The sequence below is a fragment of the Sulfitobacter sp. 1A12157 genome (assembly GCF_043557345.1).
Lineage (GTDB): Bacteria > Pseudomonadota > Alphaproteobacteria > Rhodobacterales > Rhodobacteraceae > Sulfitobacter.
Genome location: NZ_JBIFFV010000012.1, coordinates 20,740 through 35,106, shown reverse-complemented (window position 1 = coordinate 35,106; position 14,367 = coordinate 20,740). Strand labels below are relative to the sequence as shown.

Sequence of the window (14,367 nt, the reverse complement as noted above, 5' to 3'; positions counted from 1 at the left end):
TTGCGAACGCCCAGAGTTCTCCTGACATTAATGGCACGAACCGAGCCGAAGCTGGAAGAAGCGACCAGGTGGCGTAACGCCAATCACATCCACCTGATCATCAGGTCTTCTTCCTGAACCGTCTCATATTTTTGACCCGCAAGCAATATTCGCCTGCGAACAATGGAGTGTGTTCATGAAACATTCTTTGAACGACGAGAACAGGACCAAGGTTCCCACCGGAAAACCGCATCGTCCTTTTAACCGCAACATTTTTCAGGAAGTCAACGCCGTGGCCTTGCCCCAGCTGGAGGGATTGTGCGCTTACTGGTTGGGGCAGGGGCGTAAAGAGGGGCATGAGTATGTGGCACTCAACCCGACCCGTGCCGACAACAATTTGGGGTCTTTCCGCATCAATCTGATTTCGGGAAAGTGGGCAGATTTTGCGACTGGTGATCGTGGCGGCGATGTGATCAGCTATTACGCCTACATCAACGATTTGTCGCAGATCGAAGCAGCGCGTGCCTTGGCAAAAGACCTGGGGGTGCCGTCATGAACGATATGTCTCCCTCCCGCTCTGCACCTGTTGTCCGGGAACTCGCGCCGGATGCGCAGATCGTAGTTGAGATCCCGCCGGAAACCGCCTGGCCGGATCTTTCTGGCCAGCCTTCGTTTGTGGCATGCTACCCGTATTATTGGGAGAACGGCACGAAGGCGATGATGATCGCCCGCTATGAACGGTCCGATCACGAGAAGCCGGGCCAGATCAAGAAGACGTTTTTTCCCCATACGTTTTGGCAGAATGCCGATGGGAGTGCTGTATGGGCCCGCAAGGGTATGGAGGTCCCGATGCCGGTATATAACCTGCTCGACCTCAATCAGCGCCCTAATGCCTTGGTCGTCATGAGCGAGGGGGAGAAATGCGCGGATGCGGTAAAGGCGGCTTTTTCCGACTGTGTCAGCATCACCTGGGCAGGGGGCGCAAACGCTGTGAAGAGGACCGACTTCTCGTCGCTTGAAGGCCGTGATGTTGTGGTTTTCCCGGACCATGATGACTCGGGCCAGGCGGCGGTGAAAGTTTTGACGGAGATCTTGATTGATAAAGGCGCAAAACGGGTGCGGGTGCTTGATATTGCAGCCCTTGGCGCATGCGTGTCGGAAGATGCGCCGAAAGGGTTTGATATCGCTGATGCCATCCGCGATGGTTTGTCTGTTGCGCGCTTCAAAGAGATTCTGGACGCGCATCCGAAGCTGATGAGCACTGCCTTTGAGGCTAACGTGGCCCCCCAGGAGCGCATCGCCCCCATTGAAGAGACGTTGTCAGGAGAGCCGGCCCTCAAAGCTGGGACGCCTGCGGACGCCTCTCGTGAGGAAGAAAACCCCTCGACCGGCGAAGCGGACACCGAAGGAAATCCTTTCCTGGCGTATCTCGAACAGGAGTGGGGCTATACGCCGAATTTCCCGGAAGGCTACGGGCTTACCAATGGAGGCTTGTATAAACACGGTCTCACGGGGCGGGGAGAACCTGTCAGGACGTTTGCCGGCTCACCCATTGCAGTGGTCGGGCAGGGGCGCATGGCTGACGGCGAGACGGGTTGGGGGTGTATGGTGGTGTTTCCGCGTCCTGACGGGACATATGCGACCGTCTTCTTGCCCAATAGCCTCTCGGTTGGTGATGGGAAGGAAGTGCGCGCGATGCTGGCCGAGCATGGGTTCCAGTGCCCCAACGACCGCGCCGGAAGGCTCGCATTGGCCGACTTCATCAGTCAGTCTGATGCGCCCGACATTATTGAGATCACGCACCGCCCTGGCTGGATTGGTGATAGCTTTGCCCTTCCGCAGGGGGTGATCTCGCCGCCGGATAAGCCGCGCCGGATCAAGATCGACATGGGCGATAAGAAGCATTTTTTTGCCAAGGCTGGTCAGGCAGAAGATTGGCGCGCCCTTGCCAGTTTGGTTGAGAGGTCCTCGCGGGCCGCTTTTGCTCTCTGCGTTGCCTTCGCCGCCGTGCTGCTGAAACCGATGGGGGAGAGCGGTGGCGGGTTCCATCTGTATGGTCGTTCGTCCCGCAGTAAAACGACATTCTTGGTGCTGGCGGGATCCGTCTTTGGCGGGGGCGGGATTGATGGATTTGTCCAGAGTTGGCTGCGGACGGGCAATAGTGCGGAAGCGACGGCGGCCGATCATAATGATAGTCTGGTTGCTTTGGATGAGTTGGGCGTGTCCAATCCCGACCTTGCCGCTGATCTCTATTATATGCTTGCAAACGGTCATGGAAAGGGACGCGCAACTGTTGTGGGATCGGCGCGCCAAAGCGTTCAGTGGCGGGTGATGACCCTGTCTTCGGGCGAGACCTCTTCCGTTGTGCATATGCGCTCAACTGCGCGTGGTGCGAACAAGCGCTATACCGGAGGTGTTGCCGTTCGGATGGTCGATATCCCGATTGAAGTGGCGGAAGATCAGAGTTTTGAAGACATCGGATGTTTTGAGAATGAGCGCGCGATGGCAGAACACATTGGTCGCGAGGCCCGCCGTGTCTATGGCCACGCCGCGCCTGAGTTCATCACACATCTTGTGTCGGACCTGGGTGCCCACATCAAAGCGGCTGAGGATATCAAAACACGTTTCATCGAGGCCGTGACGGAGCAAACCGATGATCCGCAGGTGAAACGCGTCGCGGGTCGTTTTGGTGTGGTCGCGGCAGCGGGTGAGCTTGCCGTGCGGTTTGGGGTCTTGCCCTGGCGCGCAGAGGCGGCCTTCAATGCTGCGGTGATCTGTTTCAGCGCTTGGAAAGATGCACGGGGGACATCCCAATCTGAAGAGGAGCGGGATGCGTTGCGCGCCCTTCGGACGTTTTTTGAGCTTTACGGGCGTTCCCGCTTTGAGGCAATCACGGTGCTTGATGATCCCAATTCGGACCAGGGCGTTCAGCGCGAGGGGGAAGGCCACGTCCGTGACCGCTGCGGCTATCGGACGGTAGGTGTTGATGGCAATGCGGTGCTCTACGTCACGCCCGAAGCCTTCCGCTCGGAAGTCTGCGCCGGGCATAGTCCCGAAATCATGCTCCGCGTTGCCCGGGAGCGCGGCGCGTTGATCGTAGGGGAGGGGGGGCATCTTCAGAAAAACGTCCGGCTTCCGGAACGCAGCGGCACCAGCCGCGTCTATGTCTTCTTGCCCCATGCGCTCTATTCCAAAGACGACAAACCCGACTGAGGGGTAGGGCCGGGCGCGACATCCTGAAGATCGCTCGGCATCGTGCTGTTGCCGGGCGGTCTTCGGCGAACCTGCGTCGCTGAGACGTTCATCTGTGCTGGGCGCCTCTACTCAGCTACGGGACCCTCTCCCACCCGCTCAATCCCCATGTCGCGTCCGCCGAGCCCTGCATGGTGCTTGACGATAAGGCGGATAAACCTGCGCACCAGCATCATTGCTGGTGCGTCCTTCTCGGAGGTAGAGGATGGCGCGTGATCAAAAAATGCGGGCCGCCGCGACAGATAGAGTTTGCCGTTTACCACTTTGCTCTCTCCTGTCTCCACCGCCTCCATCATCTGGCCCATGGCATCGATGGCTTCGGTCAAATCAGCTTCACGCCGCTGGAGGGATTGGGCGCGGAGCTTTAATTCTTCAGCTGTCTGTACCAGTATCTTGTTTTTTTGTTTCAACTGTTTGATCTCATCTGCCATGCGCTTGGCCTGCTTTTTGTCGGCTGCATGCGCTTTGGTTGACCGGCGCGCTTGGCGTGGGCCATCCCGCAATAGACCTGAAGGTTTGCCGACAGCCTCATAATACGCGTCCTGAAACGCCCGCATCGCCGCCGCGTAAACCTTGTGGACCTGCGGCTTGCCACGTGCGGTGCGGCCCTGTTTGACATGCAGCGCGTTGCGGCGTTTCCAATCCTGAATGAGTTCGGCATTCTTTGCCTTGATACGGACGCACTCCGTCTCCCATGCCGCGATCGCCTTCGCGTAAGCCAGTTCATTCTGCGCTCGCTTGATGGCGTTTTTTGCCGGCCGCGGTTTCTTGGGCTTTTTGGGCCGCGGGATCATACTGGGCCGTTGCAAGGGCACCACTGCATCCGATCCTTGAGCCTCGCGAAATTTGGCCGCGGCAACCTTCCCGACGTGCAGCCTATTTGCATCAAGTTTTGGATCAGCCGTGTTCATCGCCAGGATGTGGATGTGAACATGCGCCTCATCAAGATGCAGAACTGAGGTGTAGTCGATCCCGTCTGGCATGCGGCCTTTGAAGTGTTCTTTAACATGCAGCATCCAAGCGCTGATAGTCTCAACATGGGTATCAGGGTCAGCCAGGAACTCAGCAGATTGCAGCGGATGGGAATGAATCTCAGTATAGAGTGTCGCCGCATCCTGCCGCAGCTTGCGTTCGTAGGTGGAGCCGTCCTTGCGCTTCACAGTTTCCTTCATCTCAGCCCGAAGGCGGACGTATTCCTTTCTGAAGTCGCTCAGTGTGAGTGTGCCGAAGAACTGCCTGGCGGGCAAAGGCATATCGACATGTGTCGAATACTGCGGATCCCGAGCTGCCTCGCCCAGAACCTGATCTGCATTGTTGTAGTGATCTTTCGAGCCTTGGACGGGCGTCGATTGCGCGCTGTACGTCTCGATATGAGCGAACTGATAAGCCATGGGTCTGCTCCGTTTGATACCCTGGCTATTCAGCTATGATGATCTTGTGAAAATCTGAAAAGGTTTCTGTTCAGTATACCCATTTTTTACGATACTTAGGGTGCTATTCTCTTCTTCAGGAAAACTGTTTGCGAAATGATCGCAATATTTGAAGCACCCGGTTCTGGGCCAAAAATTCTATCTATATAGACAGACTGTAGGTAGCTTTTGATGGCACGGGGGGTTATCAAGAAACGGGTCGCTCTCGTCGATCAGGACCGCGCTAATGTGCCCTTGACCGTTTTTATCGGCGTCAGCACCTCACATCACGAGATCGATTAGCTCAATCGCTTTCACGAGCAGTGATCGGCGAGATAAACGGCCGACTCGGGCCTGAGAATGCAATCCGCCACATTGACCGCAAGCATCTAAACAATCGGATCGAGAGGGCTTTGTTGCGCAAAGAGTGTGAAGCCCGGACCTCCCCTTTCCCCGGACGGACTTATCCCATGGGCTCTGTGACAGGTATGCCGAGCGCGGTGTAGCCGTTTAGCACGGCAGCGCGGATCTGGAGTTCGGCGACCTGGCGATCGAAGTCGCGTGCCATGAGGCTCTGCCCCAGCAGCTTCACGCAGTGCATCTTCGTCTCGGCGCGACTTCGGCGGTGATAACCGGTCCATTTTCGCCAGATGGCGCGGCCGAGGTATTTCGAGGCGCGCAGCGCCTCGTTTCTGGCGATCGCACCGGCCGTCAATGGCTTCCAAGGCTTGGCGTTCTTGCGTGGCGGTATGACAGCATCGGCGCCCCGATCGGCGATGGCGTCGTGGCACTTGCGCGTGTCGTAGGCGCCATCCGCGGTGACCGAGCCGATCTCCACGTCGTCGGGGATCTGGTCAAGCAGCTCGGGCAGCATGGGCGCATCACCAATGTTGCTACCCGTGATCTCGATGGCTCGGATCTCCAGCGTCTGTTCGTCGACGCCGATGTGGATCTTGCGCCACAGACGGCGTTTCGCGCCACCATGCTTGCGGGCATGCCACTCGCCTTCGCCCTCTGCCTTGATGCCAGTGCTGTCGACCAGCAGGTTCAGGGGGCCCTGCGAGCCGCGGTAGGGGATGGTCACGGCCAGGGTTTTCTGGCGCCGGCTCAGCGTGCTGAAATCTGGCACCGACCAGTCGAGGCCGACCAGGCGGAGCAGGCTCTCCACGAACCCGGTCGTCTGCCGGAGGGCCATGCCGAAGATCACCTTCATCGTCCGGCACGTCTGGATCGCGGCATCGCTATACTGTGGCTGCCTGCCTCGCTTGCCCGTTGGCGGGGGCACCCACACCATGTCCGGGTCGAACCAGATCGTCAGGGAGCCACGTTGCCTCAGCGCTTCGTTATAGGCCGGCCAGTTCTTGGTCTTGTAGCTCGGCGGAATGGGTCTGCTCATGCAGACCAGCTACCACGCTGGATTCCCGAGATGAATCCCTCACTCGGCGTTTGCGCAACAAAGCCCTACGCCTTGCATTCTCTGCTTGGTGTTCCTTTCGAAGGAACTCGAACGGAGCTTCATAGTATGAGGCATCCACCTCGTTCATCTCACTGCCGAAATCGATTGACCTGCTCCCCAGAGAGTCCTCATTTATGAGTTAGCTCTGTTCGGGTTTTGGTCTTCGTTTGACCGGTTAGCATATTCGTGCGGTGTCAGGCCAGCGAGGCTTGAGTGCGGGCGGCGGTGACTGGCTTCAGGCGCAACGCCGCAAGATCTCCAGCAAGTCCCGATTGGGCGGAAAGCTTGCCTACATCCATAACCACTGGGACGGGCTGCAAACCTTCCTGTCCGACGGCCGCGTCGAGATCGACAACAACCGCGTCGAAAACCTGATCCGACCCATCGCCCTCAGTCGCAAGAACGCACTTTTTGCCGGTCACGACGAAGGCGGCATCGCCTCCTTGATCGAGACCTGCAAGATCAACGGCATCGAACCCTTCGCCTATCTGAAGGCTACCCTCACAGCCATCGCCAACGGCCATCCGCAAAGCCGCATCGACGATGCTGCTGCCGTGGAACTTCACGCCGTCAAGATAAGCCGACAGTGGGGTCCAGCGACCGCTTACGAGCAACCTGATGACGTCGACGTCAACGCGTGGAAACCGTCGACGATCCCAAGATCGAGAAACCGACCGATGTGATCATTCGGGTGACCACCACCAACATTTGCGGGTCTGACCTTCACATGTACGATGGCCGTACCAGCTTCGAGAAGGGCAGGGTTTTTGGTCACGAAAACCTTGGCGAAGTCATCGAGGTTGGCGCTGCCGTAGATCAGATCAAGACGGGCGATCGCGTCTGTATGCCGTTCAACGTGGGTTGCGGGTTCTGCGAAAATTGCGAACGCGGTCTGACGGCGTTTTGCCTCACGACCAACCCCGGAACCGCCGGCGCAGCGTATGGCTTTGCCGAGATGGGGCCGTGGCAAGGCGGTCAGGCCGAGTTGCTGCGCGTTCCTTATGCGGACTTCAATTGTCTGAAGCTGCCCGAGGACGCTGAGGAGAAGGAGGACGACTATGTCATGCTCTCCGACATCTTCCCGACGGGTTGGCATGGCGTCGAAATGTCCGGTTTCCTGCCCGGCGAAAGCATCGCGATCTACGGCGCTGGTCCGGTCGGCTTGATGGCCGCGCACTCAGCCCAAATCCGCGGTGCCTCTCAGATCTTTGTGGTCGATTCTCACGATGACCGCCTGACATTGGCCGAGGCGATGGGCGCGGTTCCGATCGACATGCGCAAGGGCGATCCCGCCCAGCAGATCCTTGACGCAACCGGCGGCCGCGGGACCGACCGGGGGGTCGAGGCGGTCGGGTATCAGTGTTGCGATCGCCACGGCAAGGAGCGCAGCAATTACACGATGAACTGCCTCGTCAAAAGCACGAAGGCCACCGGCGGAATCGGCGTCGTCGGCGTGTTCGTTCCGGAAGACCCGAACGCGCCCGACGATCTCCAGAAGGAAGGCAAGATTGCGTTCGACTTCGGCAACTTTTGGTTCAAGGGTCAGAAGATCGGCACCGGACAATGTAATGTGAAGCATTATAACCGGCGGCTGATGAGCCTTATCGAGCATGGCCGGGCCAATCCTGCCCAAATCATCTCGCACCGGCTGCCGCTTGATCAGGCACCAGACGCCTACAAGCATTTCGACGAGCGCGATGATGGTTGGACGAAGGTCTTGCTCAAGCCGGGCGCCTGACCTTAGTCTTCGACGGAATAGGAAATCAATTATGACTTTGGAAGGTAAAACAGTTGCTATTCTGATCGCGCCCCGCGGGACGGAAGAGCCAGAATTCTCGATGCCCAAGCAAGCTATCGAGGATGCTGGCGGCAAAGTGACCGTGGTCAGTTTTGAAACGGGCAAGGCTCGCACAGTCAATAGCGATCTTGACGAGGGCGGCAGCTATACTATCGACAAGACGTTTGCCGAGGTCAAAGCCGACGATTTCGATGGCCTTGTCGTGCCCGGGGGGACTGTCGGTGCCGACAAGCTGCGCGGCAGCGGCGAGGCAATCGGTTTCATCTGGGCCTTCTTCGATCAAAAAAAACCGGTTGCGGCTATATGCCATGCACCCTGGACATTGATTGAGGCTGACGTGCTTAAGGGGCGTTCCTTGACGTCCTACCCAACGCTGAAGGTCGATATCGAGAACGCTGGCGGTACATGGATAAATGAGGAAGTGGTAGTCGACAACGGCCTTGTCACAAGCCGCGACCCCAACGATTTACCCGCCTTCTGTGCCAAACTCGTAGAGCAAGTCGCGGCAGGTGTGGGCGCTAGAATCGCAGCCGGGAATTAGAGACGGGGCGGTCTCGACAAACCATTTGAGGTCCCGCTCACGGAAGAAGATCAACGCGAGACAGGCGTAGCGGATTGGCGGTGGTGATGGCCATCCGCTATGCCGCGTATCAGACGAACACTGCGCGCCGGACGAGTAGTTAAACGTTAAGTCGCTTCAACCGCGGTGAACTCCTCGGCGGCGCTGATAGGCTTCTAGGCGTGACGTGCTCCCCTGAAAAGTCCGGGGTTTGAGGTTCGCCTGTTCTCCAAACGAGGAGACAGACGATGCGGAAAAGCCGTTTCAGCGAAGAGCAGATCATTGGCATCCTGAAGGAGCACCAAGCCGGGATCGGCGCCAAGGAGCTCTGCCGGAAGCATGGCGTCAGCGATGGCACATTTTACAAGTGGCGCTCGAAGTATGGGGGCATGGAAGTGTCGGAGGCCAAACGGCTGAAGGCGCTTGAGGCCGAGAACGCGAAGCTCAAGAAGATGCTCGCCGAGCACATGCTGGATGTGGCCACGCTCAAGGAGATGCTGGGAAAAACTTCTGAAGCCCGGTGCAAGGCGGAAAGCCGTGGACTGGGCCATCACAGAGAAGAGCTATAACCAGCGGCGGGCCTGTGCCCTGGCCGGGATTGATCCGCGTGTGTATCGACGTAGATCAACCAGACCTGCGGACACCGAGCTGCGAGAGAGGCTGAAGGAGCTATCCGAAAGTGGATGGTTGAATGACACAAGCTATTCGGGACCAATCGGTTTATGAGCACATTACCCTTGATATGTGCCGCGAAGGGTTGGCCGTTTTAGGTCCTGTGCGTGCAAACTGAAGAATAACTCCGCGGCCCCGATGCTAACCAAACATGCGCGGACCGCCGAAGGATGTAGGGGGCGACACCGTCAGCCACGTCAAGGCTGCACGACCGCGAAGTCAGCGTGGAATTAATCTCAATTCAAGCAGCAGTTCGCTTTTCCCCAAGAATCAAGCTGAGAATGATTTCATCTGGCAGGTTCGTGGAGATGACATCCAGCATTCACACACCACTCGACAACCTGATCGATGTCAGCCGCGAGAGCGGTTTCAAGCCCGCCAGCAAAGGTCTGGAAGGCCGGTAGGTTCAAGCCATTGACCCCCAGAAGAACCGGAAGATTTCGTTCCAGAGCCTCGGCGATCAGCGGCGCCATGCCGCGCCCTTCGGCCTCTTGCTTGCCGAACTTGTTGACGATCAGCAGATCGGCGCCGGGCATTGCGCGCGAGACGCCGGCAACCGCCTGTTCCAGGACACCTGCATCCAGGCGGCAGCCACGAGCAAGGTTGCCGCGATCCTCACTGATGCGCAGGACCGGACCATCGGGCAGGACGACAATGTCCATGTCGCACTTTGTCCGATCCGCTCGCTCGATGTTGGTTTGCACGGTTCCCGCCAGCTTCAGGCCCCGGTTCTGCAATCGGGCGGCAACCTGAGCCAGGAACCGGTCGTTTGCGCCGCGTCCGGGCAGGCTAAAGTAACCGAGAGACATTTCTGTTTTTCCTATAACAAGCTGCATGAAGATCCGCTTGCTGCGGTCTAGATCCGGGCCAAATCGAGTGAAGCCTAGCCCGATCTCCCGGTGCCTGCCAGTGACGCCGCCTGCGCCAGAAAGTCACATAGACTGAGGCGATTGATGCTTTCCAGGGCAGATGCCTCAGGGTGTAAATCCCTCTCCCAAGACACTAGAGCATCCCGCAGTTCCATCGGATACAAAGCGCAGGGCACGAAAGGCGGCGGCAGGTCAGTTCCCCGATCCACTGTCCTCTTCAGGCACGGTCTGCCCTGTCTGAGGCTGAGCAACTGCATCAGCATCCGGAACGTCAGTTGTGACAGCCTGAGTTACGTCGGCCTCGGGCCGCTGCGGGCAGGTGTTCAGGCTGACCACCGGATCGCACTGGCCATCGATCCCAGTATCCTCGCGCTCGACCGGCTTGCCCTCGCGTGCGGGCAGCGGTGTGACAGTTGCCGGATTGGCTGTGGGGATCGAGGTCGAGGTGCCCGGCACCGGATTGCCGTGCAGGGCAGTCGGCGAGCCAAGGGGGCCTCCTGTCAACTCAGGCAGCATCGCGTGAGGATTGGCAGGCGCTGAACCCTCGGGTGCCGCACCCTCGGGCTGCGCAGCGTCAGGTGTGGCTGGAGCAGAGGGGGCTTCCTGGGCAAGCGCCGACGAAACAAGGATCAGCGCTACCGCTGCAGGTCCAAAGATACCAGACATCACACGCATCGCATCCATCTCCTTTGCACGCTCCTGGGTCATGAACGCATAAATGGCTCTTTGGTTCAACCGTCTGGAGGTTGAACTTCACCTTCCATTGTGTTTTGCTTGCAACAAGAAGGCCTGTTTGTGATTGTTGTCTTGTTCCAGATCAAGGACCGCGCGCATCGCGAGGTTCAAACACTGCAGACACAAGATAGAAGGATGAGCCCATGAGTGCATTTCAAATCTCCCGCCGTGGCTTCATGCAGGCTGGTGCGGCAGCGGTTGGAGTGACCAGCCTTGGCCACATGATGGGCAGCACTGCTCTTGCTGCCATCGACCCGAACTCGCATGGCCAGCGGGTCTTCCATGCCTCGCATTTCGGCCCCTTCGAGGCGGTCGTGCGGGATGGGCGCATCACTGCGGTTTCTCCGATCACGGAACTCGACCATCAGCCCACCGACATGCTGATGCTGGGCGTCATGGACCGCACCTATGACGACAGCCGCATCCTCCATCCCATGGTCCGCAAGTCCTACCTGGACGGCTGGCAGACGGGAGACACCAAGCCGGAACTGCGCGGCAAGGAGGAATTCGTTCAGGTCGACTGGGATACCGCCCTGGCCCTGACCGCCAATGCCATCGTCAAGACCATCGAGGAAAACGGCAACGAGGCGATCTTCAGCTCCTCCTACGGCGGCTGGTCAAATGCCGGCTCGTTCCGCCCGAACGTCATGCAGCAACGCTTCTTCAACCTGGTCGGCGGCTGCACCATCACCCAGGGCGACTTCTCGGCCGGCGCGTCGCAGGTGGCCCTGCCTCACATCATCGGTGACATGGAGGTCTATTCGCCCCAGACCGCATGGGAGGTCGTGCGCGACAACACCGAGGTCTTCGTCCTCGTCGGCTGCGACCCGGTCAAGAACAACCGGATCGAGTTCACCGTGGCCGACCACGGCATGTCCCGCCCCTGGGCCGAGATCCGCGACGCGGGCTGCCGCTTCATCTCGATCAACCCGCAGCGCACGGCGTCGGATTCCTACCTGAATGCGGACTGGGTGCAGATCGTGCCCAACACGGACATCGCGCTGTTCCTGGGCATGGCCCATCACGTGCTGGAACAAGGTCTGGAAGACCGCGCCTACATGGACAAGTACACGACCGGCGCCGACCGCTGGATCGCCTATGTCAAGGGCGAGGATGACGGCACCGCCAAGACGCCCGACTGGGCCGCGGGCATCACCGGCATCCCGGCCGACAAGATCCGCGAGATGGCCGAGCTTTTCGCCAAATCGCGCACCCAGTTCGGCGGCGCCTGGTCGCTGCAGCGGGCCCATCACGGCGAACTGACCCACCACGCGATCATCAACTTCGCCGCGCTCATCGGCAAGATCGGCAAGCCCGGCGAAGGCGCCGGCTTCAGCTGGCACTATGGCAGCGGCGGGATGCCGCAGTCGGGCCAGCCCACGCCCACGGGGCTGTCGGCGGGCAAGAACCTCGTGGACAAGCTCTGCCCCGCCAGCCGCATCGTCGAGATGCTGGAAAATCCCGGCAAGGAGTTCTTCTACAACGGCCAGACCCGCACCTATCCCGACATCCGGATGATCTACAACGCAGGCAACAACTTCGTCTCGCACCAGCAGGACCTGAACCGGCTGCTGAAAGCCTTCGGCAAGCTGCACACCATCGTCAGCCAGGACGTCTGGTGGACCGCCGCCGTCCGGTGGGCCGACATCGTGCTGCCCGCGTCAAGCACGCTGGAACGCGACGACATCTCGGTCGGCGGCACCTATTCCAACGACAAGATCTACGCGATGAAGAAGGTCATCGAACCGCAGGGCGAAGCGATGAGCGATTACGAGATCTTCGAGGAGCTTGCCGACAAGATGGGTCTCTGGGCGCAGTTCACCGACAGCGTGGATTATATGGACCACATCCGCGCGGCCTATGAACGCACCGGCGCGTCGAAGACCACGCCCTTCGAGGAGTTCTGGGAAAAGGGCTATGCCCTGCAACCAGCCCCCCCCGAGGCCCGCAAATGGGTGCGCCACGGCGCCTTCTACGAAGACCCCGAGGCAAACCCGCTGCACACGCTGTCGGGCAAGATCGAAATGTTCTGTTCGTCCATCGCCGACATGAACGTGCCCGACAACCCCGGCATGCCCGTCTGGCAGGAACCGCTGGAATATCTGGGCAACGCCAAGGAAGGCCAGCTGCACATCGTCAGCCCGCATCCCTGGTATCGCCTGCACAGCCAGATGGACAACTCAGCCAAGCTGCGCGAGCTTTATAAGATCGACGGGCGCGAACCCGTGCGGATGAACCGCCAGGACGCCGAGGCGCGCGGCATCGCCGATGGCGATCTGGTGGAAATCCGCAACGAACGCGGCGCGGTGATCGCCGGGGCGGTGCTGTCGGACGACATCATGCCAGGCGTCATGTCGCTATATGAAGGGGCCTGGCCGGATCTGGACAGCAAGGGGCGCTGCAATTCCGGGCAGATCAACTGGATCACCTCGGAACGTCCGGCCTCGGGGCTGACGCAGGCAACCATCGCCAATACCTGCGTGGCCTCGGTCGCCAAATGCGAGGACGCCGAGCGTCCGAACCAGGCCCACCAGAATCCGGCCATCCTGACCGACTACCAGTTCGCCGCCATCGACGAATCCGAACTGGGCTTGGACCGCGTGGCGGATATCGTGGAGTCGCTTTATGCGGAAATGGAGGAAGGCGAGCGCATCTTCTATCAGCGCTGCACGGTCTGCCACGGCCCCCGCGATCCGGGCGGCTTCACCCAGCTGCAATGGCGCGGCATCACGCCCTCGATGTTCCCGCGCGCGGGTCTGGATGATGACGAAGCGGCGCTGGTCACCGACTTCCTGATGCGCAACGCATCCGACGCCGCCGTGGCGAACTGATCCCCACAGTGCGGGGTCGGCCGGATGGCTGGCCCCGCACTCGCAGGAATGCCCCGGACCTTTGCCGAACCTTTCATGGGGACAGCATCGGACACGGCCGGCAGGCACCATGACCGAAGGCGCCCCCTGCCGTTCCGGGATCGTCGGTCAAGCCACCGCGAAACGCAAAGGGGCGGCAATCTGCCGCCCCTTTCCCGTCATTGCATGGTTTGTGCCCGGTTATTCCACCTTGGCAATTTCCGCGTCCAGCCGCTCGCGCGCCTTCTTGGGCATCTTCGCGGTCTGGGCATCTTCCAGGTTCGCGGGCGCATCGCCCACCTGGACCAGGGCGACCATGCCCATGGCAAAGTGCGGCGTGCATTTCACGCCGTAAAGGCCCGGCTCGGTCACGGTCAAAGAGAATTCGTCGTTGATCTTGCTCTTGAAGGTCTCGACACCCTCGGGAAGAATTTCCTTGATGGATTCGACGTTGTGGCTCTTGTCGGTGGGCACGAAGTGAATCACGTCGCCCGGCTCGGCTTTCACGAAAGCAGGCTCGAAGACCATCGTCCCTGCCTCACCCTTGTTCAGCATCTCGACCTCATGCTCGGCGGCAAAGCCAGTGCCGGCCAAGGCAAGGAGCAGAACGGGGGCGGCAAGGAAGGACAGGCGTTTCATCAGTAATCTCCTAGTTGAACGGACCAATCGGGGTCCGTTGAGAGGTGGTATAGGCAGTCTCGGGCGCCTCTGCCTTGATCCAGCGCAAAGGACGGGCCGATAGTGTCCCAAGGAATGGTGTAACTTTGTTCTTCGGCCATGGCTTGGCCA

At 59.6% G+C, this 14,367-nt stretch carries 10 protein-coding genes and 2 pseudogenes; 7 read left to right on the top strand and 5 right to left on the bottom strand.

Annotation, left to right across the window (positions count from 1 at the left end):
- The first annotated feature begins 175 nt into the window (after window positions 1-175).
- Both ACGYLC_RS17070 and ACGYLC_RS17065 read left to right on the top strand, forming a co-directional pair.
- The gene (locus tag ACGYLC_RS17070; RefSeq protein WP_394424116.1) at window positions 176-535 is read left to right on the top strand and encodes a hypothetical protein; all 360 of its coding nucleotides are present in this window, start codon (window positions 176-178) and stop codon (window positions 533-535) included.
- Window positions 532-3,192, top strand: a complete 2,661-nt coding sequence (locus tag ACGYLC_RS17065; protein WP_394424115.1) for a DUF927 domain-containing protein — start codon at window positions 532-534, stop codon at window positions 3,190-3,192. The genes ACGYLC_RS17070 and ACGYLC_RS17065 overlap by 4 nt, the downstream gene beginning before the upstream one ends.
- Before the next feature lie 107 nt (window positions 3,193-3,299).
- Here the strand turns inward: ACGYLC_RS17065 and ACGYLC_RS17060 are convergent, their stop codons facing one another.
- Both ACGYLC_RS17060 and ACGYLC_RS17055 read right to left on the bottom strand, forming a co-directional pair.
- The gene (locus tag ACGYLC_RS17060) at window positions 3,300-4,622 is read right to left on the bottom strand and encodes a Mob protein (RefSeq protein WP_394424113.1); all 1,323 of its coding nucleotides are present in this window, start codon (window positions 4,620-4,622) and stop codon (window positions 3,300-3,302) included.
- A 481-nt stretch (window positions 4,623-5,103) separates the two neighbouring features.
- Window positions 5,104-6,036, bottom strand: coding sequence for an IS5 family transposase (locus ACGYLC_RS17055; protein WP_394424112.1), 933 nt, complete (start codon window positions 6,034-6,036; stop codon window positions 5,104-5,106).
- A gap of 290 nt (window positions 6,037-6,326) precedes the next feature.
- On the opposite strand from ACGYLC_RS17055, the pseudogene ACGYLC_RS17050 reads away from it, so the two are divergent.
- The 4 genes and pseudogenes from ACGYLC_RS17050 to ACGYLC_RS17035 all read left to right on the top strand — a co-directional run.
- Window positions 6,327-6,675, top strand: a pseudogene (locus tag ACGYLC_RS17050) (transposase); the annotation flags it as partial.
- A 58-nt stretch (window positions 6,676-6,733) separates the two neighbouring features.
- Window positions 6,734-7,834, top strand: a complete 1,101-nt coding sequence (locus ACGYLC_RS17045; RefSeq protein WP_394424111.1) for a glutathione-independent formaldehyde dehydrogenase — start codon at window positions 6,734-6,736, stop codon at window positions 7,832-7,834.
- A 31-nt stretch (window positions 7,835-7,865) separates the two neighbouring features.
- A complete protein-coding gene (locus ACGYLC_RS17040) occupies window positions 7,866-8,435 on the top strand; it encodes a type 1 glutamine amidotransferase domain-containing protein (protein WP_394424110.1) in 570 nt (189 codons plus the stop codon).
- 266 nt (window positions 8,436-8,701) lie between these two features.
- A pseudogene (locus ACGYLC_RS17035) lies at window positions 8,702-9,128 on the top strand (transposase); the annotation flags it as partial.
- 284 nt (window positions 9,129-9,412) lie between these two features.
- Here ACGYLC_RS17035 and ACGYLC_RS17030 read toward each other — a convergent pair.
- Both ACGYLC_RS17030 and ACGYLC_RS17025 read right to left on the bottom strand, forming a co-directional pair.
- Complete coding sequence (locus ACGYLC_RS17030) at window positions 9,413-9,961, bottom strand: DUF2478 domain-containing protein (protein ID WP_394424109.1); 549 nt, start codon at window positions 9,959-9,961, stop codon at window positions 9,413-9,415.
- Between the two features lie 225 nt (window positions 9,962-10,186).
- Complete coding sequence (locus ACGYLC_RS17025) at window positions 10,187-10,669, bottom strand: hypothetical protein (RefSeq protein ID WP_394424108.1); 483 nt, start codon at window positions 10,667-10,669, stop codon at window positions 10,187-10,189.
- 203 nt (window positions 10,670-10,872) lie between these two features.
- Here ACGYLC_RS17025 and ACGYLC_RS17020 point away from each other — a divergent pair, with 203 nt between their 5' ends.
- Complete coding sequence (locus ACGYLC_RS17020) at window positions 10,873-13,560, top strand: molybdopterin-dependent oxidoreductase (protein ID WP_394424106.1); 2,688 nt, start codon at window positions 10,873-10,875, stop codon at window positions 13,558-13,560.
- Between the two features lie 219 nt (window positions 13,561-13,779).
- On the opposite strand, the gene ACGYLC_RS17015 is transcribed toward ACGYLC_RS17020, so the two are convergent.
- The gene (locus ACGYLC_RS17015) at window positions 13,780-14,217 is read right to left on the bottom strand and encodes a pseudoazurin (RefSeq protein WP_379144439.1); all 438 of its coding nucleotides are present in this window, start codon (window positions 14,215-14,217) and stop codon (window positions 13,780-13,782) included.
- Window positions 14,218-14,367: the final 150 nt, after the last annotated feature.